At 42.6% G+C, this 23,150-nt stretch carries 25 protein-coding genes; 22 read left to right on the top strand and 3 right to left on the bottom strand.

Annotated features, from left to right (window positions below; all coding sequences use genetic code 11):
• Nucleotides 1-30 precede the first annotated feature (30 nt).
• From ACGG81_RS12640 to ACGG81_RS12560, 17 genes are all read left to right on the top strand, one after another.
• On the top strand, nt 31-990 hold the full coding sequence (locus tag ACGG81_RS12640; protein WP_016439543.1) for a DnaJ C-terminal domain-containing protein: 960 nt from the start codon (nt 31-33) through the stop codon (nt 988-990).
• Nucleotides 991-1,182: 192 nt separating this feature from the next.
• Complete coding sequence (gene asnB, locus ACGG81_RS12635; protein WP_035102976.1) at nt 1,183-2,721, top strand: asparagine synthase (glutamine-hydrolyzing); 1,539 nt, start codon at nt 1,183-1,185, stop codon at nt 2,719-2,721.
• A gap of 157 nt (nt 2,722-2,878) precedes the next feature.
• Complete coding sequence (locus ACGG81_RS12630) at nt 2,879-3,433, top strand: peptidylprolyl isomerase (RefSeq protein ID WP_390108662.1); 555 nt, start codon at nt 2,879-2,881, stop codon at nt 3,431-3,433.
• A 614-nt stretch (nt 3,434-4,047) separates the two neighbouring features.
• The gene (locus tag ACGG81_RS12625) at nt 4,048-4,449 is read left to right on the top strand and encodes a NifB/NifX family molybdenum-iron cluster-binding protein (protein WP_008977037.1); all 402 of its coding nucleotides are present in this window, start codon (nt 4,048-4,050) and stop codon (nt 4,447-4,449) included.
• A gap of 120 nt (nt 4,450-4,569) precedes the next feature.
• Nucleotides 4,570-5,463: a cation transporter gene (locus ACGG81_RS12620; RefSeq protein WP_390108659.1), complete on the top strand. Its 894-nt coding sequence runs from the start codon at nt 4,570-4,572 to the stop codon at nt 5,461-5,463.
• 130 nt (nt 5,464-5,593) lie between these two features.
• Nucleotides 5,594-6,871 carry an ABC transporter substrate-binding protein gene (locus ACGG81_RS12615; protein WP_008977035.1) on the top strand — a complete coding sequence of 426 codons (1,278 nt, stop codon included), beginning with the start codon at nt 5,594-5,596 and terminating at the stop codon, nt 6,869-6,871.
• Entirely contained in the window at nt 6,871-7,737 is an 867-nt protein-coding gene (locus ACGG81_RS12610) for a carbohydrate ABC transporter permease (protein WP_008977034.1), read from the top strand. The genes ACGG81_RS12615 and ACGG81_RS12610 overlap by 1 nt, the downstream gene beginning before the upstream one ends.
• A complete protein-coding gene (locus ACGG81_RS12605; protein WP_008977033.1) occupies nt 7,737-8,573 on the top strand; it encodes a carbohydrate ABC transporter permease in 837 nt (278 codons plus the stop codon). Before ACGG81_RS12610 ends, ACGG81_RS12605 begins: the two co-directional genes overlap by 1 nt.
• Nucleotides 8,574-8,800: 227 nt before the next feature.
• Nucleotides 8,801-9,379 carry a chromate transporter gene (locus ACGG81_RS12600; protein ID WP_009263339.1) on the top strand — a complete coding sequence of 193 codons (579 nt, stop codon included), beginning with the start codon at nt 8,801-8,803 and terminating at the stop codon, nt 9,377-9,379.
• A complete protein-coding gene (locus tag ACGG81_RS12595; protein WP_390108654.1) occupies nt 9,380-9,952 on the top strand; it encodes a chromate transporter in 573 nt (190 codons plus the stop codon).
• A 90-nt stretch (nt 9,953-10,042) separates the two neighbouring features.
• On the top strand, nt 10,043-10,918 hold the full coding sequence (locus tag ACGG81_RS12590; protein ID WP_008977030.1) for a LysR family transcriptional regulator: 876 nt from the start codon (nt 10,043-10,045) through the stop codon (nt 10,916-10,918).
• Nucleotides 10,919-11,241: 323 nt separating this feature from the next.
• Nucleotides 11,242-12,429 carry a glycosyltransferase family 4 protein gene (locus tag ACGG81_RS12585; protein WP_390108651.1) on the top strand — a complete coding sequence of 396 codons (1,188 nt, stop codon included), beginning with the start codon at nt 11,242-11,244 and terminating at the stop codon, nt 12,427-12,429.
• A 248-nt stretch (nt 12,430-12,677) separates the two neighbouring features.
• Nucleotides 12,678-13,337 carry a PHP domain-containing protein gene (locus ACGG81_RS12580; protein ID WP_016439550.1) on the top strand — a complete coding sequence of 220 codons (660 nt, stop codon included), beginning with the start codon at nt 12,678-12,680 and terminating at the stop codon, nt 13,335-13,337.
• Nucleotides 13,338-13,663: 326 nt separating this feature from the next.
• Nucleotides 13,664-14,551, top strand: a complete 888-nt coding sequence (locus ACGG81_RS12575) for a CorA family divalent cation transporter (RefSeq protein ID WP_008977028.1) — start codon at nt 13,664-13,666, stop codon at nt 14,549-14,551.
• A gap of 75 nt (nt 14,552-14,626) precedes the next feature.
• Nucleotides 14,627-14,830, top strand: a complete 204-nt coding sequence (locus ACGG81_RS12570; protein ID WP_318250203.1) for a DUF6472 family protein — start codon at nt 14,627-14,629, stop codon at nt 14,828-14,830.
• Nucleotides 14,831-14,874: 44 nt separating this feature from the next.
• Nucleotides 14,875-15,702 carry a DNA-3-methyladenine glycosylase gene (locus ACGG81_RS12565; protein WP_016439551.1) on the top strand — a complete coding sequence of 276 codons (828 nt, stop codon included), beginning with the start codon at nt 14,875-14,877 and terminating at the stop codon, nt 15,700-15,702.
• Between the two features lie 22 nt (nt 15,703-15,724).
• Nucleotides 15,725-16,078 carry a hypothetical protein gene (locus tag ACGG81_RS12560; protein WP_008977025.1) on the top strand — a complete coding sequence of 118 codons (354 nt, stop codon included), beginning with the start codon at nt 15,725-15,727 and terminating at the stop codon, nt 16,076-16,078.
• A 25-nt stretch (nt 16,079-16,103) separates the two neighbouring features.
• Here ACGG81_RS12560 and ACGG81_RS12555 read toward each other — a convergent pair whose 3' ends face one another.
• On the bottom strand, nt 16,104-16,610 hold the full coding sequence (locus ACGG81_RS12555; RefSeq protein ID WP_008977024.1) for a GAF domain-containing protein: 507 nt from the start codon (nt 16,608-16,610) through the stop codon (nt 16,104-16,106).
• A gap of 178 nt (nt 16,611-16,788) precedes the next feature.
• On the opposite strand from ACGG81_RS12555, the gene ACGG81_RS12550 reads away from it, so the two are divergent.
• The 3 genes from ACGG81_RS12550 to nth all read left to right on the top strand — a co-directional run bounded on the left by ACGG81_RS12550 (nt 16,789) and on the right by nth (nt 19,174).
• Nucleotides 16,789-17,235: a YaiI/YqxD family protein gene (locus tag ACGG81_RS12550; RefSeq protein ID WP_008977023.1), complete on the top strand. Its 447-nt coding sequence runs from the start codon at nt 16,789-16,791 to the stop codon at nt 17,233-17,235.
• Nucleotides 17,236-17,293: 58 nt separating this feature from the next.
• On the top strand, nt 17,294-18,445 hold the full coding sequence (locus ACGG81_RS12545; protein WP_390108647.1) for a DUF3878 family protein: 1,152 nt from the start codon (nt 17,294-17,296) through the stop codon (nt 18,443-18,445).
• An 87-nt stretch (nt 18,446-18,532) separates the two neighbouring features.
• Nucleotides 18,533-19,174 (top strand): endonuclease III domain-containing protein, encoded by a 642-nt coding sequence (gene nth / locus ACGG81_RS12540; protein WP_008977021.1) that lies wholly within the window; start codon nt 18,533-18,535, stop codon nt 19,172-19,174.
• Nucleotides 19,175-19,336: 162 nt separating this feature from the next.
• On the opposite strand, the gene nagB is transcribed toward nth, so the two are convergent.
• Both nagB and ACGG81_RS12530 read right to left on the bottom strand, forming a co-directional pair.
• On the bottom strand, nt 19,337-20,068 hold the full coding sequence (nagB, locus tag ACGG81_RS12535) for a glucosamine-6-phosphate deaminase (protein ID WP_390110397.1): 732 nt from the start codon (nt 20,066-20,068) through the stop codon (nt 19,337-19,339).
• Nucleotides 20,069-20,241: 173 nt separating this feature from the next.
• The gene (locus tag ACGG81_RS12530) at nt 20,242-21,102 is read right to left on the bottom strand and encodes a class I SAM-dependent methyltransferase (protein ID WP_008977019.1); all 861 of its coding nucleotides are present in this window, start codon (nt 21,100-21,102) and stop codon (nt 20,242-20,244) included.
• A gap of 303 nt (nt 21,103-21,405) precedes the next feature.
• Between ACGG81_RS12530 and yedF the strand changes: the two genes are divergently transcribed.
• Nucleotides 21,406-22,011 carry a sulfurtransferase-like selenium metabolism protein YedF gene (gene yedF / locus ACGG81_RS12525; protein WP_120105636.1) on the top strand — a complete coding sequence of 202 codons (606 nt, stop codon included), beginning with the start codon at nt 21,406-21,408 and terminating at the stop codon, nt 22,009-22,011.
• Nucleotides 22,012-22,101: 90 nt separating this feature from the next.
• Nucleotides 22,102-23,142 (top strand): selenide, water dikinase SelD, encoded by a 1,041-nt coding sequence (gene selD, locus ACGG81_RS12520; RefSeq protein WP_081636852.1) that lies wholly within the window; start codon nt 22,102-22,104, stop codon nt 23,140-23,142.
• Nucleotides 23,143-23,150: the final 8 nt, after the last annotated feature.

Raw genomic sequence — 23,150 nt, 5'->3', positions numbered from 1 at the left:
AAATTGTAGTAGGAAAGGGGAGAAATAGTTATGGCGGCAAATAAGGATTATTACAAGATTCTCGGAGTGGACAGAAATGCAGACGCGAATGCGATCAAGAAGGCATACCGAAAACTGGCAAAAAAGTATCATCCGGATACCAATCAGGAGAATTCTGTTGCAAATGAGAAATTTAAAGAAGTGACCGAAGCTTACGAGATCCTGCACGATGAAGAGAAACGAAAGTTGTACGATCGATTTGGAACAGCAGCCTTTGATGGAAGTATGGGAGCAGATCCGGGCGCCTATCAGTCGTACGGAGAACCTAAAGGGGCGAAGTTCTATCGAAGTCCGGACGGAAGCTACCAGGAATTTCATTTTGAAGGCGGAAATATGGATGATTTTTTTGATGACATTTTTGGAAGTTCTTTTCAGAGAGCAAGGGGAAGTGGAACTGGACCGCGCGGTTATCGCAGGAAAGGTGCAGATGTCACTGCAAAATTAGAGGTGACTTTTGAGGAAGCAGCATTTGGAGGAGATAAGGTCATCTCTTATACAGACGCAAGTGGACGTGCACAGTCTCTGAAAGTACACATTCCGGCGGGAATTTCTTCCGGCAAGAAAATCCGGCTGAAAGGAAAGGGACAGGACGGGATGAACGGAGGGGAAGCCGGAGATCTGTTTCTGGAAATTTCAGTAAAAGACAAAGTCGGTTATGAACGGAAGGGAGACGATGTCTACACGACCATTCAGATTCCGTATACAACAGCGGTGTTGGGCGGTGAGGTGATTGTGCCTACACTTTACGGAAAGGTAAGCTGCAAGATCAAGGAAGGAACACAATCCGGAACAAAAGTGAGACTGGCCGGAAAGGGAATCGCACATATGGGGCAGCCATCCGGAAAAGGAGATCAGTATGTGATAATTCAAATCCAGGTGCCGCGGAATCTGAGTGAAGATGCAAGGAGAAAGTTGAGAGCATATCAGGAGGCAGCAGGAAGAGTTGCATAAGCATTGCTGTTTAAACACCACTGTTTAAGAATGATAAAGGGGAGAAGTACGGGAAAGATAAAGTGTAAGGAAGCAGTTGTTATTGGAAAAACTTTGGTTTATAATAGGGGTGTACAAGCGGGAAGGGAGTTTTCTCTTCCTGAATGTATTTTGGAAACCGATGAATTTACACTTTATAAGGATGGGAAACATATGATAAAAGTTCAGGAATACAGAGGACATATTCGCAACTGGGAGGCGCTTTGTGAAGAGCTTTGCATTGACAAAAGCTTATCCAGAAGAGAGAGAGAGGAGCGGATTTTGGTCCGGGCATTTGAGACATGGCAGTTTGATATGGCAGCGCATTTGTATGGAATGTTTGCTTTTGCGCTCTGGGATGAAGAGGAAAAACAGCTATTCTGTCTCAGAGACCAGTTTGGCACGAAGCCGTTCTACTATTATGAGACGGAAGATGGACAGCTTCTCTATGGAACAACAATCCGGGGAATCATGGAGCAGCCAGGGTTTGTCAAAGAATTGAATGAGGAGATGCTGCAGATCTATCTCAGTCTGACTTACGTGGCAGGAGAGAATACATTTTTCCGCGGACTGAAGAAACTGCTTCCGGGACGTTACCTTATCTGGAAGGACGGAGTAGTGACAGTAAAGCGCTATTGGAAGCCGGAATTTCATCCGGATGACAGCAAGTCTCTTGAGGAATGGGCAGACGAGATCCACACGACACTTGGCGAGATCATGAAGGAAGTAAAGACTTCAGATGAGCGAGTGGAGTCTTTCCTGTCAGGCGGAGTGGATTCTTCCTATGTACTTGCGATGTCTGATGCCGATACTGCGGATACATGCGGTTATGAGGAAGAACGGTTCGATGAGTCCGTACTGGCTGTAGAGACTGCGCGCATTTTAGAACGTAAGATTTCCAGACGTGTGATCAATCCAGAGGAATATTTTAATATTGTCCCATATGTCATGTACAATATGGAGCAGCCGCTTGGGGATGCTTCTGCGATTGTGTTTGCACTTGGATGTCAGGCGACTGCAGAGCATACGAAGATCTGCTATTCAGGAGAAGGTGCAGATGAATTTTTCGGTGGGTACAATATGTACCGCAATGCAGAGCGATACGGGGAGAATCTAAAGAACTTCTATGTCGGTAACACGAACATTATGAAAGAAGACGAGAAGAAAAAGATCTTGAAAAAATATGACCCGGACGTACTGCCAATCGAAGTGGCACAGAGTATTTACGAAGAGATGGAAGGGCTGGATCCTCTGACAAAGATGTCTAATATCGATATCCAGATCTGGCTGGAGGGAGATATTTACCTCAATGTAGATAAGATGAGTGAGGCGGCAGGACTTGAGGTTCGTATGCCGTTGACAGATTTGCGTATTTTCGATATTGCATCGAGAATGCCTTCGAAGTATAAAGTGAATGAAGAGCAGAATAAGGTTGCGTTCCGTACAGCGGCACAGAAAATGCTGCCGGAAGAGATTGCGTTCCGAAAGAAACTCGGATTTATCGTGCCAATTCGTATCTGGATGGCAGATGACCGCTATAATCAAGATGTGCGCGCCAAATTCCACAGCGAGATGGCAGAGAAATTCTTCAATGTAGAAGAGATCAATACAATCTTTGATGAGTATGTCGGAGGAAATTCTGACAACTGGAGAAAAGTTTGGACAATCTATACGTTCCTTGTATGGTATGAAGAATATTTTGTAAAGCGTTAATCGTGCACTGGCAGATGGCATGAGAGCAGCATTGCTGCATCGGATATAAGGAAGGTTCAAAAAACGTGTGTGAAAAGCTGGAGAGGTTTCACGCACGTTTTTCCTATCAGAAAAAGCGGATCACAAATGAAAAGTTTGAGAAAAAGGAGAGAGGGATATGGAAGAAAAAAGAAATCCTATTGCAATTATTGTGACAAGATTTGGGGACATTAAGGTAGAGCTATACCCAAAAGAGGCGCCAAATACGGTGAATTGTTTTATTTCTTTGGCGAAAAAAGGACTGTTTGATCACCGGAAGATTAGAAGGATTGCACCGGGATTTGTATTGCAGCCGAGTTATTCTGACTTTGAGGATGAAAGGTGTGCAATCTCACTCGATGGAGAATATCGAAATAACGGGTTTCCGAATGATATTCCGTTTGAGCGCGGGACTGTCGCGATGGGCGGAGAGGGAAATGTAGCTTCGGGAAGCTGTTTTTTTATTACACTGACGGATGAAGCTGGCAAACGTCTCGATGGAGGCTATGCGGCATTTGGGAAAGTCATAGAAGGCTGGGAAGTTGTGGAACAGATCACAGCACTTCCGACAGAAAAAGTAGATATTGGAATTCCGGGAGTGGATGTCAATGAACCGATTGAGCCGGAATACATGGAAAAAGTGATAGTAGAAACATGGGGAGTCGAATATGATGAGCCGGTTATTTTAGGGTAGAGATACTGTCACGCTAATAAATTAGAATGACAGTTCTCCAAAGGGATAGTGCTAAAAAATAGACTGCTATGCGGAGTAGATTCCTTGCACCGTGATCCTTTTAAAAAATTTGGAGAGTCCAAGTGTCACTGTTTCCTCCATGTGCTGTGGGATACGGCGGATCAGGACGTTCCCAAGTGGATGAGGGAATACTTGAAAATGATCTGCTTTTAATGCGGCAGTTTCCTCTGCGTCGATAAATCTTGCTGAAACCTCCAGCCGGGAGCCACCTCAAGTATGGCAGAGCATAGAAGTGATCAGAATATTTTCTTTGTGATGTTCTTTCATATAACCGGTAAGACGTTCATCTAATTGAATGTGCATAATGGTAATCCTCCTTACGATAGTATGTGATCTGTGATGGCTATATCATCGCAGAAACAAAAAGAAAATTCTGTAATGAAGTCACAGACGTTTCTTCTTAAAAAGAGAACTGAAAAGAAAAGGGACGATAAGATTGTAAGGCTTCCGTTTTGGATGTATAATAAAAAAGAAATACCAGTGTGGTTCATAAATAAAGAGAAAAGAACTTTGTTTACTGGCATTGACAGAATCGAAATGGAGGGAAGATTCAAATGAAAATTGCAGTAACATATGAAGAAGGAAAGGTGTTTCAGCATTTTGGACACACAGAACACTTCAAATTTTATGAGGTGGAAGACGGAAAAGTCACAACGAGTCAAGTTGTAGACACGAACGGAAGCGGACATGGAGCGCTTGCAGGACTGCTTGCGGAGCATCAAGTGGATGTTTTAATCTGCGGCGGTATTGGAGGCGGCGCACAGGCGGCGCTTGCGGAAGCGGGAATCAAGCTTTATGGAGGAGTGACCGGAGAGGCAGATCAAGCTGTTGAGGCATTTTTAAACGAAGCACTTTCTTATGATCCAAATGTGAAATGCAGTCATCATGAAGGGGAACACGAGCATCATGAGAACTGTGCAGGCGGCGGATGCGGAAGTGGTCACTGCGGACATTAAAAGAATAAATAAGAGATTCATAGGCTACCGGAAAAGCGGTAGTCTATTTTCTACTTCTGTAAGACCTGGGAGCAGGTACAAAATAGAAAGATCAGACTATTAAGAAGAAAGGTTGATGTCATGATAACAGAAAAGAAAGAGAAGCGGATTTTAATGATGTCCTTTATTTCAGGACTTGCGTTTGCTGTCATAGAATTTATATTTTCTATTTACAGTCACTCACAATCAGCTTTGACGGATGCGGTATATGATGCTTCCGAATTAGTATTTATCGCTTTGTTACTATTTTTAACACCATTGTTTCATAAGCCGGTATCGGAAAAACATCCCTATGGATATTTTCAGATTGAGTCCATATTTGTCATTATCAAAGGAGTCATGATGCTGTCAGTGACAATGGGAGTTTCGGCAGAGATTATTGAGTCGGCATTAGCAGGTGGTAATGCGGTGAATAATGCACAAATTTCTGTTTTTCAATTATTTTTGGGGATAGCAAGTATTATTATTTTTGTGATTATGAAAAAGTGGAACAAAAATTTATCCTCTCCTACCATCGAAGCAGAATTGTTAGGATGGAAATTGGATATTGTTTACAGTTTGGGTATGTCATTTGCTTTTTTCATATCACTTTATTTAGAGTGCACACCGATTGCGTTTGTCGCTCCATATTTTGATCAGATTGTGGCGGTAGTAGTGATGATCTTCATGCTTCCGGAAAGTGTGAAAGTATTGTGGAATGCGATAAAAGAAGTATTTTTGTTTTCACCGGAAAAACATGTAGTGGATGAGATTAAAACACTTTGCAATCCGATTTTAGAGAAATATCAGTTTTCCCCTGTGTTTTATGATGTGACTAAGACAGGACGACATTTATGGATCGCAGTTTATTTTCAGATTGCAACAGAAAGTATGTCTGTGCGGGACCTGGAGTCTGCATTGAGACAGGTAAATGAGCAGGTAAAGGAAAAATACCAGGAATGCACTTGTGAATTGATTTTAGTACCCGGAAAATAAAATATGATTTGGAAAGAGGAAACAATTGCATTGACATCACCTACATGATTATTTATAATATCAGCTTGAATTACATGTATTCCGTTGTTAAACTAAAAAGGAATAGAAAACAATACAAGGAGGAAACAAGATGAAAAAGAAATTAGTCAGTTTATTATTAGTGACTGCTATGTCAGTGACTGCTTTAGCAGGATGCGGTTCCAAAGCCGACGGAACTGAAGGAAGTAAAAAAGAAGATAAAAAAGAAGCGCAGTCTATTACATTTATGGCTCCTGATTGGGCGGTCCCGACAGATGAACAGCTGGATGAATTTACAAAAGAAACAGGAATAGAAGTTGTAGTCAATGAAGTTGGCTGGGATGATATTCGTGAAAAAATGGTTACTGCAGCTGCAGGAGGACAGGCCGTTGCAGATGTGGTAGAAGTAGACTGGTCATGGGTTGGTGAATTTTATGCGGCTGACTGGTTAGAGCCATTAGACGTTTCTGATGAAGTAAAAGCAGATATGCCTACTCTGGAAACATTTACAAAAGATGGAAAAGTGCTTGCAATCCCATATGCAAACGATTACCGTTTATCTTACTATAATACAGAACAGTTTGAGAAAGCCGGAATCACAGAGGAGCCTCAGACATGGGAGGATGTGCTGGAAGCATGCCGAACATTAAAATCTACAGGGACAGTAGAGCATCCTTTTGCAATTGCATTAAATGCAGAGGAAAAAACAACGACTTGCTTGATGTGGCTTGCATATACGATGAATGGTGTTGTCTATAATGAAGATGGTACTTTAAATGAAGAATCTGTAACAGAGGCTTTAAAGTACATGGAAACTCTGATTCAGGAAGAACTTGTAGATCCGGCAGATAAGACTTCATCTGGTATGGATGCCTATAAACGTCTGACAGGTGGAAGCGCAAGCTTCTTAACAGGACCGACTTCTTTTGTATCCAGAAGCACAAATCCAGAGGAGTGCAGTGTTGTCGGACAGATTACACCAATCCTTACACCGGGAAAAGAAGGAAAATCCGAAGTGACAATGGCTCTTCCAGAAGCGCTTGGTGTAACAAAATTTTCTAAAAACAAAGAAGCAGCGAAAAAATTTGTTGAGTGGTATACATCTGCTGATATGCAGAAAAAATTAAACGAAACAAACAGTGCGATTCCAACAAGAAATTCAGTGTTAGAAGAACTTATCAACGATGATAAAATTCAGAATGCTGGTGCAATGCTGGAAGAGGCGAAGTTAATTTCTTCTCCATTCCCGGATGGAATCCCGTCTTACTATGCGGAGATGAGCAATGCAATGTACAATGCAATCAACAAAATGGCTCTTGGTGAACTGACAGCTGAGGAAGCTTTCAAAGAAATGGATACTAAGATCACTGAGTTAGCAGGACAGAAATAATGAAAAAGAAGATTTTACCATATCTTTTACTCACACCCATGATATTGATCATGGGTGTATTAGTATTTTATCCGATTGCAGCAACCTTTTCTTACAGCCTAAAGTATTGGAAACTGACTGCGCCAAATGACGTTCATTTTATTGGATTCGATAACTACATAAATATTTTAAAATCAGAGTCCTTCTGGTACAGCCTCCAGAATACGGTGTTCCTTCTCGTACTGATTTTGTTTGGAACAACCATTCTCGGGGTGCTGCTCTCTCTGTTTTTGAATATTGAAGTAAAGTTTTCCGGAGTTCTGCTTGCAGTTGCGGTTCTTCCGTGGGCACTGCCGCCTTATGTAAATGGAATTTTGTGGAGATTTATTTTTTACCCGGGATACGGTCTGATGAACAAGCTGCTGATCGGAATGGGAGTGGTCGATCAGCCGGTCGAATGGCTCAATTCGAGGTGGACACTTCTCTTTGTCGTATCCATTGTAGTAATTTGGAGGAGCATTCCGTTTATGGCGCTGGTATGTCTTGCCGGAAGACAGTCGATTCCACATGAATTATATGAAGCTGCAAAAATCGATGGCGCAAATGTTCCAAATATTTTTCGGCGGATCACGTTCCCGCTGATGCTTCCGTTTATTGGAATCGGAGTGACATCCACTTCGGTGACAGCGATCAATGTTTTTGATGAGATTGTTGCGTTATCTGGTTATAGCGATCTGGGGAAAAATATCCTTGTGGAAAGCTATTTGACGACCTTTAGTTTCCTGGACTTTGGAAAAGGAAGCGCAGTTACCTATCTGGTAATGTTCCTCGCCGCAATCTTAGGAATCTTTTACTTGCGGAGTCTGAATAAGGAGGTGGAATACTAATGAAATGGTTGAAAAAAGCAGGGTATGTTTTGTGCTTACTTGTATTCCTTCTTCTGACGCTTGGACCATTTGTGTGGGCGTTTATTTTGTCTATTACTCCGGAGCATGCGATGCTTGCGAAGTCGACAGCGCTTCTTCCGGAAGTAGTTACCTGGAAAAACTATTTGGAACTGTTTGGAGGAAGTCGGAAAGGACAGCTTTTGTTTGCCGGCATCGCAAATTCGTTAAAAGCGGTTGGCATGACTTTGTTGGTTGGGATTCCAATCTGTCTGATGAGTGCATACACGTTGAGTCGTATGGAATTTAAAGGGAGAAAATTCATCCGGAATCTTCTTTTGATCACGATGGTCATTCCTGTCATGGCGACGATCATTCCGTTGTTTCGGATTTTTGTTGCCAGACAGTTGTTGGATAACGTATTTTGGCTCAGCCTTGTTTATGTCAGTTCGTATCTTCCGATGATTACCTGGCTGATGTCCAATTATTTTTCTACGATACCAAAAGAATTAGAAGAAGCGGCAGTGATTGATGGCTGCGGAAGGCTTGCTGTTTTTATGAGGATTTTTCTTCCGATTTCTTATCCGATCATCCTCTCAGCAGCATTGATCATATTTTTAAACACATGGAATCAGTTTCAGATTCCGTTAATTCTCGCTTCTTCTGTGGAGACAAAACCGGTGGCGATCGTTGTATCAGAGTTCATGACAAAGGACTCCATTCAATACGGTCTGACTGCTGCAGCAGGGATTATAACTGTGATTCCACCGGCCATTACAGCGTTAATCTTTCGAAAGTTTTTGATTTCCGGGATGATGCGTGGATCTGTAAAAGGTTAGATCCTTCCTTTTTTCGTGGGTGAAGTGTGGGACTGTTGGAAAATGAAAAAACATTTTTCAACAGTCTTTTTTTAAAATATTTTGAGGGAAAGATAAAAATACTATAAGTAATAGCCTATAAGTTATATAAAACTTATGTATTTTACAAATGATATAGAGTGTGATAAACTCATTTCGGAAACAGGGAAGACCAGAGAAGGTTTACATAGAAAATGGAGGAGAGCATTATGAAAAAGGATTATAGTAAACTATGGGTGTTATTTAAGTCAATGTTTGTGCTCAGTGCATGCACATTCGGAGGGGGATTTGTCATTGTATCCTTGATGAAGAAAAAATTTGTGGAAGAGCTGCAGTGGCTGGAGGAGGATGAGATGCTTGATGTGACGGCGATCACACAGTCAGCGCCCGGTCCGCTTCCGGTGAATGCTTCGGTGATCATCGGATATCGGATCGCAGGGGTAATAGGTTCACTGACGGCTATTCTTGGTACAATTCTTCCGCCGATGATCATTATTTCCATCATCTCACTGTTCTATGAACAGTTCCGTACAAATCCGTATATCAGTACAGCGCTGCAGGTGATGCGGGCAGGTGTGGCAGCGGTTATCTTTGACGTAGTCATTAACCTTGCTGGAAATGTGATAAAGACAAAACGGATTCTGTATATTTCCATGATGATCATCGCTTTTGTTGCGACGTATCTGTTGGATGTCAGCGCAATGATCATTATTCTCGCTTGTCTTGGAATTGGTCTGCTGGACCTTGCTGTAGGAACTTTTCGGAAAAAGAATGGAGGGGTTGCATAAATGTTATTATTAAAATTGTTTTTTGCTTTCATACAAGTTGGAATGTTCAGTGTAGGCGGTGGATATGCTGCTATTCCACTGATTCAGGAACAGATTGTCAATATTTACGGGTTAATGACACTGGAAGAATTTTCAGATTTGATCACGGTTGCAGAGATGACACCGGGACCGATTTCCATCAATTCAGCAACGTTCGTAGGAATGCGGATTGCCGGGATTCCAGGTGTCCTGCTCTGTTCGATTGGATGTATCATACCATCCTTTTGCATTTGTCTGATCCTTGCACATTTCTATTATAAATATCGTTCGGTTGGTGGTGTGCAGGTTGTTCTTGGAGCAATGCGGCCGGCAGTCGTATCTCTGATCGCCTCTGCAGGTGCGTCTATTTTGATGTTGGGATTATTCCAGGCAGAGTTAAGAGAAGTGGTAGTTGGTGAACTTCGCGTTGTAGAGTTGGGGATTTTTGTCGTAGCACTGTTCCTCCTGAGGAAATACAAAGTAAGCGCAATTGCAATTATTTTGGGAAGCGGTGTTGTCGGGACGGTAATTTATGCACTGTTTGGAGCCATCTAAATCACTGTGAGGTTCATCCGGAAAAGCAGAAAAATCCGAAGATTTTAGGGAAAAAGAAGAGCAGGGACCAAGATAGAAGGGAAGGAATATATGACGATCAGGCATTTGAAAATATTTACGGCGGTAGCAGATTACGGCGGGATGAGCAAGGCGGCAAAGATGCTGCACATCTCTCAGCCGAGTATCAGCCAGGCAGTTTCAGAACTTGAGAAACATTATGGAGTAAAGCTGTTTGAACGGCTTTCACAAAAGATATATTTGACGAAAGAAGGAGAGCTGATGCTCTCTTTTTCCCGTCATATTCTCGATTCGTTCGACCATATGGAAGCGGCGATGAACCGGGCGGTAGAAACAACAAGTCTGCGGATTGGATGCAGCGTATCTGTGGGCACATGCCTGATCAATGATATTCTGGATCAGGCAGAGAAACGGATTCCAGAATGTATGATCAGTGTCAATGTGAGCAATTCTTCAGAGATTGAGAGACAGATTTTAAATAATGAAGTGGATCTTGGAATTGTGGAAGGAATTTTAAAAAGCAAGGATCTCGTCCTGACACCTGTCTGTAAGGATGAGATGGTTGTTGTTTGTGGAAGAGATCACTGGCTTGCAAAAGAGAGAAGTGTGACATTGGAGATGCTCCAGGGGGAGTCATACATTAGCAGAGAAAGTGGCAGCGCGGAGCGCAATCAGATTGAAAAGATGTTTGAGGATCGTGGAGTACAGCTTCGCAGGACATTTTGCAGTACGAATACGGAAGCAATTAAAAATGCGGTGATCCGTGGAAGAGGGATTGCCATTTTCTCAAGAAGAATGATTGAGAAAGAGGCAGAAGACGGAAGCATTGTCATACTGCCGTTAAAGGAGATCAGTGTCACAAGGAACATTCATCTTGCCATTCATAAAAATAAATATTTGTCAGAGGAAATCAAAGTACTTCAGGAAATTTTATTGAGCAGTTGTTAATTTTTCCGGACATTTTGTTGAGATCTGTTCAGTTGTGGAAGAATCAGAGCTTTGGTATGCTTAAAGTAAGCAAAGGTCGATGCGAAAAAAAGATTCAAGAGAAATGGATAAAGACAGGAAGAGATGGCAAATGCACTTGAGGAGAGCTAAATCGGATCAGCTATGATTTTGTTTAAGTACATTTAACGAAAAGTCTGGTAGACGACACAAAAATCAAGTAGAGTGTGGTATAATAAATTTATTTCATGTAGATGAAAAGGCAGTGTATCTGTCTTTCCAGACAGCAGAAGAAAGGAAGAGGAAAAAAAGAGGGGCAAAAGAGAATGAAGATTTTGAGTATTACAGCACAGAAACCACACAGCACGGGAAGCGGTGTCTATCTGACAGAACTTGTGAAAAACTGGGCAGAAGCGGGACATGAACAGTCTGTTGTCGGTGGAATTTACGAGGAAGATCAGGTTGATTTTCCTGATGGGGTGAAGTTCTATCCGGTATTTTATCACACAGAGGCACTTCCATTTGCAATTACGGGGATGTCTGACGAGATGCCGTATGAGAGCACATGCTACAAGGATCTGACATCAGAGATGTTGGGGCAATTTCGGGAAATATTTTGCCGTACGATTGAAGATGCAGTGAGGGAACTGAACCCGGATGTGATTGTCTGTCATCACCTTTATCTTCTGGCAGCGATGGTCAGGGAATGGTATCCGGGGAAAAAGATCATTGCCATCTGTCATGGATCGGATCTGCGGCAGATAGAAAAGAATACTCTGGAGCGAGAGTATATCAAGGAACGTATTCGGCAGTTAGACGGAGTGATCGCACTGCACAGGGAACAAAAGAAGGAAATCGAAAGAATTTTTCAAGTCAAAGAAGAAAAAATAAAAGTTGCCGGTGTCGGTTACAATGATAAGATCTTTTTTCAAACTGGTGAAAAAAGGGAGAAGAAAGAATCGTTTCAGATTATATTTGCGGGAAAAGTTTCAGAAAAGAAAGGAGTATGCAGCCTGCTTCGTGCGCTTTCCTATCTTCCGTATCCAAAAGAAAAATTGAAAGTTGTGCTTGCAGGTGGACATGGACCGGAGGAGGAATATGAGCAGATACAGCAACTGGCGATGGAGTGTCGCTATCCGGTCCAGTTTTTAGGAATGTTGTCTCAAGCAGAATTGGCGGAGCAATTTCGGAAAAGCGATGTATTTATACTCCCTTCTTTTTTTGAAGGGCTGGCGCTTGTCAATATTGAAGCGATGGCATGCGGATGCAAAGTAGTTTGTTCAGATATTCCGGGAATGAAAGACTGGTTTGAGGAAAATGTTCCGGGAGAGCAGATTACTTTCGTAAAACTTCCGAGGATGGAGAACACCGATGAGCCGGTGGCAGAAGAACTCCCGGCATTTGAACAGCGATTGGCAGAAGCATTGCGGCAGAAGTTGGAACAAACAGAAGAAGAAACTCCACAGCTTTCTCAGATTTCCTGGAGAAAAATCAGCGAATGTGTATTGAGATAAAGAAAATTTGGGTTACTCATAGATAAAACGAATAAGTGTTCTGTCTTATTTTATATTTCTATTAGAAAAAACGTGGCTGGAGTGATAACATTATTTTTAGAAGTGATTAGTGTGCAGAGATATTCTTGCTTGTCAATAGATGGTTGTACACTTGTCGGGAAAATAGAATTTTTTCATCAGGATTTCGGTGTAAAGATACAGAGAAAGGGGAAAGATTCAGGGGGAAGACCAATGAATCAGGGCGTAAAATGTTTATTGATTTACACATGCATGAGTGTACCTATTCCAAAGATAGTCACTTAAAATTAGAGGAAATCGTAGAGTTGGCAAAAAAGAGAGGGCTGGGGGCAGTCTGCATTACAGACCACGATGATATGGGTCTGAAAGAGTATGCGGCGGAATATTCAGAAAAGACTGGATTTCCAATCTTTGTCGGAATTGAATTTTTTTCCTTACAAGGAGATATTGTAGCATTCGGAATTGAAGAATATCCGAAAGAGCGAGTGAATGCTCAGGAATTTATTGACCTTGTGAAAGCGCAGGGAGGAATTTGCTTCAGTGCTCATCCGTTTCGTAACAACAACCGTGGGCTGGAAGAGAATTTGAAAATTGTTCATGGGCTGGACGGGGTGGAAGTGTTAAATGGAAGCACATTGCCGGAAGCAAATAAAAAGGCGGCAGATTATGCCAAAGAGTTAGGGTTGGTTACCGTAGGTTCCAGCGATTGCCATGTAAGAGAGAAAGTAGGATTTTTCGCGACGTATTTCCCGGAAGATGTGTATACGATGGAAGATTTTATGCGCGTGTTCAAGAGCGGCGGGTGTAAACCTGCTTATTATTGGGAAGGGGAATATAAAATCTGGGATATGGAGACGCCGATACATAAGCCATTTCTGCTAAAAGAATAGAAGGGAAATGGCAGAAGGCGAAAGTAATGAAAACTCATAGAAAGAAGAAACTCTGCCGGGGGAGGTGAGTTTCTTCTTTCACTTTGTGGAGAAAGCCGGAAAGATGTTGTATACATCTTGGCCGGCTAAAAAGAAAAAGCTCTATGTAAACGCAAAACGTAGTAGTTAGGCGAAGTACAATAGCCACAAATAATAAAAGTATAAATGCAACCATTGACTTCTTTGTTTTGATAAGGTTATGATAAAATAAAGTTGTGAGGAAAGTGTGACAAAAGAGAAAAGGATTTCTTAATAATCTAAAGAAGTTTAGAAAAAGGAGAAAAACGATGAACTATAAGTGGGAGGACAGCCAAAAGTCCTGTCAGATTGAGTTGTTGACGCCAGAAGAATTTCAAAGGTTGTATGCGGAGAAGTTTCCAAGAAGCTTTAAAGGTAATGAGTTGGAGCAGATTCGGTTTTGTAAGGCAGACCGTTTCTACCAGAGAGTGTCGGGGACATTTGCAATTCCGCGGAAGAAAGACCCTTCAGCAGAGAAGATTCGGTTTGGATATTATTTGTTAGAGGATACACTGATCTTTATTGAGAACAACGGAGAGGTCCGTAGAATTTTGGACGAGATGCAGGGATATCAGATGACAGATATTACATCAGCATCCTTATTGTTGTTTGATTTTATGGAGTATCTGATCAAAGATGATATGCTGTATTTGCAGCAGTATGAGGAGAAACTCACTCAGATGGAGGAGATGCTTCTAGATGGGGAATTAAAGGACTTCAACAGAAGTCTGCTTGAGGTCAGAAAGGATTTATCCGCATTGAGCGCCTATTATGAACAGTTGTCAGATGTTGGCGAGACCCTTCAGCAGAATGCGGCGGAATTAGGAGATGAGCAGGATAAGTTTTTATTCGGACTGTATTACGAGCGAGCAGAAAGGTTATATGCGATGGTGCAGAATCTGAAAGAATATTCGATGCAGTTAAGAGAAATGCACCAGACACAGATTGATATTAGACAGAATGAAATTATGAAAATTCTGACAGTCGTTACAACCATTTTTATGCCGCTGACATTGATTGCTGGATGGTATGGAATGAATTTTAAAAATATGCCGGAATTGGACGCGAAATACGGTTATATAGTAGTAAGTGCAATTTGTCTTGCCATTGTGGCAGTGGAAGTGTGGATTTTTCGAAAGAAAAAGTGGTTTGAGTAGTTGTTGAGGAAGAAAGGATAAAATGAAATGGAAACAATCGGAGAAAAGGCAGAAGGGAAATCTCTGACAAGGTCAGTGACAAAGAAAAGTACACAAAAACGAAGGATAACAAACTGTGAGAGCTGTATGAATTATGAATACGATGAAGAGTATGAGTATTATGTGTGCAGCAAAAATCTGGATGAGGATGAGATGTATCGGTTTGTCCGGGGAGAATTCCGGGATTGTCCATATTATCAGTTCGGAGACGAGTACCAGATTGTGAAGAAGCAGATATAATAGGGCAGTTTCTATACTAGATAAAGATGAGAAGAGGAAACGATATGGTGATAAGACAGAGCAAACATTTCAACTTGCAGCAGATCTGCGATTCGGGGCAGTGCTTTCGGATGGAGAGAGTATCGGAGAACTGTTACAGGGTGATTGCATTTGGCAGATCTCTGGAAATCTTGCAGGAGGGAGAGCAATGTACATTTTTCTGCACACCGCACGAGTTTGAGGAGATATGGAACGATTATTTTGATTTGGAAACGGATTATCAAAGTTATATAGAGGGGATTAACCCAAATGATTCTTACTTGCTCGCGGCGGCAGAGTGGGGGAGTGGGATACGGATTCTCCGGCAGGATTTGTGGGAGATGATAGCATCATTTCTGATTTCCCAGCAGAACCATATCACGAGAATCCGGAAGTGTATTCAAAATCTGTGTGAGACATACGGGGAGGAGAGGACAAGCGATTCCGGAAATACATTTTATACATTTCCGGAGCCGGAAAAACTAGCGGAACTTGGGGATGATGATCTCAAAGCATGTAATCTTGGATATCGCAGTAAATACGTTGTGCGGACTGCAAAAAGTATTGTATCAGGGGAAGTGGATCTGGATGCAATCCGACATCTGCCTTATGCAAAAGCAAAGAAAGAGTTGTTAAAGTTGTTTGGAGTCGGTGAGAAAGTTGCAGACTGTATCTGTCTGTTTGCGCTTCATCATCTGCAGGCATTTCCGATAGATACACACATCAGTCAGGCACTTCAGAAGCACTATAAGCGAGGATTTCCAAACCGCAGATATAAGGGCATGCAGGGTGTGATGCAGCAGTACATTTTTTACTATGAACTGACCGGAGATCATGAAAAAAGGCATATGTAAGAAGTGACAGGAGGTATAAATAGTGGCAGACAGAACAGTGCAGATAAAAAAACTGGAGCAGTTTGGAATCTGTGTTTCAGAAGGAATAGAGCAGTTTGGGGAAGAACAATATTTTAAAGAATTGGAGCAGTTTGTAAGGGGACAGGAGTTCCTGCGGCTTGGGCAGACAGTGACAAGAGGGCAGTGGTCAGCTGCGAGAATGACAATGCGGAGAATCGGTCAGACGATGGAGCGGCTGAGAATGCAGAGTATGAAGAAATTTCTTCCACAGCTTCAGAATACATTTGCCAGAAAAAATACAGCGCAGGCAAAAAATGTGCTTGCGCTGATGACACAGAGACGTGTGCAGATCATTCGGATTTTGACAGAAGCATAAGAGCATTTGTAGGATGAGCTTCTCTTTAGCAAAGTTCCAGAAGGGATTCGGACAGCATTCCCTCGAGCGTGTGGACAAGACATTCTAATCCATGTCGGTCTTCATCGTCGAACCGATGAAGGCATGGACTGTCGATATCGAGGACACCGACTACTTTCCCGCTGCAGTGGATGGGAACGACTATTTCGGAATTAGAGGCAGAGTCACAAGCGATATGTCCCGGGAATGCGTGGACATCTGGCACAAGCATTGTGCAGTCTTCTGCGACAGCAGTACCACAGACTCCCTTTCCTACTTTGATCTCTACGCATGCAGGTTTTCCCTGGAATGGTCCGAGAATCAGAGTGTCGTCTTTCAGAAGGTAGAATCCTACCCAGTTAATGTCGCGCAGTGCTCCGGCAAGAAGTGCGGAAGTATTTGCGAGATTTGCGGTCAGGTGAGGAACTCCGTCGACCAGTCCGGTCAGTTGTGTTCTGAGAAGACGGTACATCAAAGTTTTGTCATCAGGATAAGTTATTGCAATCTGTTTCATAAAAAACTCCATTCTGCCGTTCGAACGGCAATTTAATAAAGTCATTCTATCACAAGAAGAAGAACAGGTCAAAAGCCAGGATGGGGATTTTTATGTGGATGAAAGATGGGAAATGTGGAAAAAAGCGGGAAGCAAAATATAAGATGTGGAAAATAGTATCAGATTCAGGAGGAGATATATGATTTTAGTAGACGCGGATGCATGTCCGGTTATCAGGTTGATTGAGCAGATTGCAGAGAAATATAGTGTTCCCTGCATTTTATTTTGTGATACGAATCATGTATTGTCATCTGATTATAGTGAAGTGAAAGTGATCGGTGCGGGGATGGATGCAGTTGATTTTGCACTTGTCGGAGCATGTAGCAGAGGGGATATTGTTGTGTCGCAGGATTATGGTGTTGCGGCGATGGTGCTTGGAAAAGGTGCTTACTGTATCCATCAAAATGGACGAGAGTATACAAATGAAAATATTGACAGGCTCCTGATGGAGAGGCATATGGCTAAGAAAGCCAGAAGGGCAAAGAGCAAGCATCATCTGAAAGGACCTGCCAGACGTACCGAGGAGGATGACAGAAAGTTTGCAGAAGCATTTGAGAGGATCGTTCGAAAGAGTTTTCAGTTATAGGAACAGCTATGGATAAAAGAGCGGAAGGAAAGAAGATAGCAGAGAGGCAGGTGAGAGTATGGAGGCAGTGAAAGTACGGGAGGAATTATCAGAATATCTGGATGGGCTGCAGGAGCAGATGCCATTAGCGTTTTGGAAGCTTGCGGAGATTTTTAAATATCAAGTATTTGAACTTTGCGAGGAACCTGAAGAGAAAGAAGAGGAAAGCGGGAAAAGTTATTTAATCCCATATATGATGAATGATGCGATTGAGGATTATCTGGTCTTGGAAAACTGCCGAATGGTAGGAGAGGTTGCCGCAGAAGAGCAAGCGGGAGGATTGGAACTGTCTGCGAGGATTTCCGGGAAAGAGGGCGCTTATGTACTTGTTGTGCGGCAGAAGAGCTTGCTTCATGGGGAGGAAACGGTGTTTACACTGCATTTTGAAAAAATCCGTGAATCTAGAACCTGCTATCAGTACCATGAGATAGGGCATTTTTGGATGGAAGGACAGGAGCAGTGGAGGCGGCTTGTCTATATGGCAGGAACGATCTATGACAAATTTGCGTATGTGGGAGAAGAAGTCTGTACAGAAGGAGAATTGGAACTTTTGAGGCTGGTAGAGTTTGCTCCATTTCGGAATTGGTCCCCGGTACGAGAGTCGCTGGAAGAAAAATATCCTGCGACTTATGAAGGAATTGCATGTATGGAGCAGTTTGCGACGATGGCACAGGATCGAGGATATTTGGCACTGCTTCGTTTGTACCGCAGATTTCCATCGAGATCTCTGGAACGGTGGCTGACAAGAGCGCTGACGGATTCAAGCAGAGAGCAGCTTTACGAAACCATCTTACAGGCAGTGGAAGCCGAGTCAGGTACTTATGCAAAGCGGGATTATGGAGCGGCATTTCATCAAAAGATTGCAGAAAAACGGAAGCAGGCGGAACAGAAACTGATTCGAGCAGGATTTACAGGTACATATCCGGAGTATCATCGGGGAGAGTTTGAGGTCATCGTTTTGGAGGAGCATCCTTTTACGGTGATGGAATGGGATCATTTTCAATTTCGGATCTACTATATGGTATCGCAGGTGAAGCGGCAAACAACAATAGGAAGGAATTGTAACAGACAGGCAAGAAACCGAGGATTCTTTCGGGGAAGAGGAAGAAACAGCTGGATTTTCACAGAAGATGGGAAAAATGTTGCAGACAGAATCCGAAAAAAGATGTAAAATAGAAAAACAAAATAAAAAGAAGACAGACCGTGAGAAAACAGAAAAAGAACAGTAGAAATTACGGGATGACAGGAGAAGATAAAGATGGCAAAGACAAAAAAGCAGAAACTGGCGCTGGAAGTGATCGAGCGCTTGCGGGAGGAATATCCAGATGCAGAGTGTACGTTGGACTATGACCAGGCATGGAAATTGTTGATCGGGGTAAGACTGGCGGCACAGTGTACCGATGAACGGGTGAATATTGTGGTAGAGAAATTATATGAAAAATTTCCAGATGTGGATGCGTTGGCAGACGCGGATGTGGCGGAGATCGAAGAGATCGTGCGCCCTTGTGGGCTTGGAAAAAGCAAGGCGAGAGACATCAGCGCATGTATGAAGATTTTAAAAGAGCAGTATGGGGGACAGATTCCGAAGACTTTTGATGAACTTCTGAAACTTCCGGGTGTCGGAAGAAAAAGTGCAAACTTGATCATGGGTGATGTATTTGGGGAGCCGGCAATCGTCACGGATACACATTGTATCCGTCTTGTAAATCGAATCGGACTGGTGGATGGCATTAAGGAGCCAAAGAAAGTAGAGATGGAACTTTGGAAGATCATCCCACCGGAGGAAGGAAGCGATTTTTGTCACAGACTTGTATACCACGGAAGGGAAGTGTGCACGGCCCGCACAAAACCACACTGCGACAGATGCTGTCTGGCAGATATCTGTGCGAAGAAAATTTAGAGCACAGGGATATTAGTATGTGGTAGGAAGGATAAATAATAGAATTTTGACAAAAGATGCTATCCCGATTTGTGAGTGATACAAGTCAGGATAGCATCTTTTATGAAAATTTTGATATAAGTTTTTTAATATCTTTAGATTGAATTCACGCAACAAGTAAAATTATAAATTTACTTTTGCTAAAGCTGCTTCGTCCCCTACGACTGTCACATCTGGGTGCATCTGTAAGATGGAAGCAGGAACGTGTGGTGTTACCGGTCCGAAAAATGCTTTTTCTACGACGTCAGCCTTGTCAGCGCCACTTACAACTACAACAATTTTCTTCGCTTTCATGATCGTTCCGATTCCCATAGTGTAAGCCTGTCTTGGTACGTCGTCGATGGAAGCGAAGAATCTTTTATTTGCTTCGATCGTACTTTCCTGAAGATCTACACAGTGAGTTGTCTTTGCAAAATCATCTGCAGGCTCATTGAATCCGATGTGTCCATTGTGACCAAGTCCGAGAAGCTGAAGATCCTGACCTCCGAGAGAAGCGATCAGAGCTTCGTAGTCAGCACATTCTTTCTCACTGTCTTCGATCATTCCATTTGGCACATGTGTATTCTCTTTGTCGATGTTGACATGGTCAAATAAATTATCGTTCATGAAATAGTAATAACTTTGATCATTGTCGCGAGGAAGTCCCTTGTATTCATCTAAGTTCACAGTAGTGACTTTGGAAAAATCAAGATCTCCGTTGTTATATTTTTCAATGAGCTGCTTGTATGTACCAATCGGTGAGGAACCGGTTGCAAGTCCAAGTACACAGTCTGGCTTCGTAATGATCTGTGCAGCGATGAGATTGGCTGCTTTTTGGCTCATCTGGTCATAATCTTTCATTTTGAAAATCTTCATCATAGTTCTCCTCCAGTTTCCATGCTTATAAATAAATTAGAAATTTGTACTTTAGATAATTCAAATGTAACAAAATCAAACTGGAAAAGCAAGCTTTTGCAGATGAAATCAACAAAAGTACAAAAAAAACCTACAATCAGATAACGTAGATAACGGTAAAGCGAGAGGCAAAATTAAATGGCTTCCCACCTACCCGAAGCACCGCATGGAAGGACAAGTCCGCTTTCCGATACTGGAAGTCCGATTTCGGAAGATTCTACAGTTCCATGGAAGTTCTTTAACTCTGTGGCGAGCATGTAGGTCAGTACTGCCGGTGCAAGTCCGGTTGTGTAGGAATTGATCAGGAAAAACAGTGGATTGTCTGACAGGATCTTTGTACAGAGTTTCACGAGTGGATGAATGGCATCCTCGATTTTCCAAATTTCTCCTTTTGGACCTCTTCCGTAAGATGGAGGATCCATGATGATCGCATCGTATGTGTTGCCGCGGCGGATCTCACGCTCAACAAATTTGACACAGTCGTCCACGAGCCAGCGGATCGGTGCATCTTTTAAGCCGGAAGAAACAGCATTTTCCTTTGCCCAGTTTACCATTCCTTTTGAGGCATCTACATGTGTGACATGTGCTCCCGCAGCAGCAGCAGCAAGTGTTGCACCGCCGGTGTAGGCAAAAAGATTCAGTACTTTGATCGGACGCCCGGCATTTTTAATTTTTTCAGAAAACCAGTCCCAGTTTGCAGCTTGTTCCGGGAACAGTCCTGTATGCTTGAAACTGAACGGTTTCAGATTGAAGGTGAGCGTTCCATAATGAATCTGCCATTGTTGAGGGAGGTCAAAAAATTCCCATTCACCGCCTCCTTTTGAACTTCTGTGATAGTGGCCATTCATATGTTTCCAGCCTTTGTGTGACTTTGGAGTATCCCAGATAACCTGCGGATCCGGACGGACGAGCAGATAGTCTCCCCAACGCTCTAGTTTTTCCCCGTTTGAACAGTCAATAACTTCATAATCTTTCCAGTGATCTGCAATCCACATATTTTTATTCCTTTCTGTTGTTCGTTTTCTCTTAGAATAGTTAAGTTTGCTATTTCAATGTCAGGCACGTTTGTTCCATTCAGGAATTTTTCATGCTGTTTTTTTGAGTATTGATTTTACGTTTCTTCTTATATTCTCATAGAATCCGACTTTTTTCAATGATTTTGCAGGAAGAACCGTAGAATTGGGGAAATTGGAGGAAAAATGTAGAAAATTAGGTTTACCAAAGTGAAAAACAGTGATAGAATGTATCTATAAGTGAAGAAGAAGGGGCACTTGAAAAAAAGAAAGGTGGATATGAAAATGATTACAGTAAATGCGATGGGTGATAACTGCCCGATTCCAGTAATTAAAACAAAAAAGGCAATGCAGGAGATTACAGGTCCTGAGACGATAGAAGTACTTGTGGACAATGAGATCGCTGTTCAGAATGTGACAAAGATGGCAGTTAGCTCAGGGGGAAATGTAACTTCTGAAAAATTGGGAGAGAAAGAATTTAAAGTGACGATCCAGATGAACGGTGCAGTAGCCAAGAAAGCAGGAGAGGAAGCAGTATGTACACCAGATCGTAAGGGAGATACGATTGTTGTGATCGCTTCTGACAAAATGGGAAGCGGTAATGATGAACTCGGAAAGGTACTGATCAAAGGATTTATTTTTGCGGTGACACAGCTGGAAGAATTGCCAAAGGCGATGATCTTCTACAATGGAGGGGCAACTTTGACAGCAGAAGGTTCGGATTCTCTGGAAGATTTAAAGAGTTTAGAAGCGCAGGGTGTTGAGATTCTGACGTGCGGAACATGTCTGAACTATTACGGCCTGACAGATAAGCTGGAAGTAGGATCTGTGACAAATATGTATACAATCGTGGAGAAGATGGCAGAGGCAGGAAAGATCATTCAGCCTTAGCAAGCAAAAAGAGGTTTTATTTCATATAAGGAAAATCCGGCTGAAGGAGAAACAAAGATAAAAGACAGAGAGAAGGAGAACAAAAAAGCGATGAAAAAAGACGTGAAATTAACGCAGTTGACGAAGACGGCGGGTTGAGCTGCCAAGATAGGTCCAGAGACACTTGCCCAGGTGTTGGGTAAGCTACCAAAATTTCATGATGACAATCTGCTCGTCGGCATCGAGACGTCCGATGATGCGGCAATCTATAAAGTGACAGAGGATATTGCACTGATTCAGACCGTGGACTTCTTCACTCCAATTGTGGATGACCCCTATACTTTCGGTCAGATTGCAGCGGCAAATTCTCTCAGCGATGTTTATGCGATGGGAGGGGAACCGAAGATTGCGCTGAATATCGTAGGATTTCCGAATTGTCTGGATCCGGCAGTGTTGGGAGAAATCCTGGCAGGAGGAGCAGATAAAGTGAAAGAGGCAGGAGCGGTACTCGTAGGAGGACACTCCGTGCAGGATGATGAGCCAAAATATGGACTTTGTGTATCCGGTTTTGTTCATCCGAAGAAGATTTTTAAAAATTACGGATGCAGACCGGGGGATATACTGATCTTGACAAAGCAGATCGGTACCGGAATCGTCAACACGGCGATCAAAGCGGAGATGGCATCGGAAGCTGCTGTGAAGGAAGCGGTGACGGTAATGGCATCTCTGAATAAGAAGGCAAAGGAAGTTGTAGAAAAATATGATGTGTCAGCCTGCACCGATATTACAGGATTTGGACTATTAGGTCACTGTGTCGAGATGGCGTCGGCAAGTGAAGTTACCTTTGAACTGCATGTGGAAGACATTGCCTATCTGGAAGAGGCAATCTCATACGCACAGATGGGGCTGATTCCGGCAGGAGCTTATAAGAACCGGGGATATTCGATCGATCAGGTAGACTGTGGAACTGTTGCAGAACATTATGTAGATCTTCTGTATGATCCACAGACATCAGGCGGTCTTTTAGTCAGTGTCTCCCCAGAGCAGGCAGAAGAAATGATAAAAGATTTTGCAGAAAAGGGAATGGATACGAAAATATCAATAATTGGAAAGGTACTGGAAAAGGGTGAGAAATTGATTCACCTGAAGTAAGGAAAGTA

Source organism: Faecalimonas umbilicata (assembly GCF_042846195.1).
GTDB classification, from domain to species: domain Bacteria; phylum Bacillota; class Clostridia; order Lachnospirales; family Lachnospiraceae; genus Faecalimonas; species Faecalimonas umbilicata.
The sequence above is the reverse complement of the archived record's forward strand: the minus strand, read 5'-3'. Positions and strand labels throughout refer to the sequence as shown.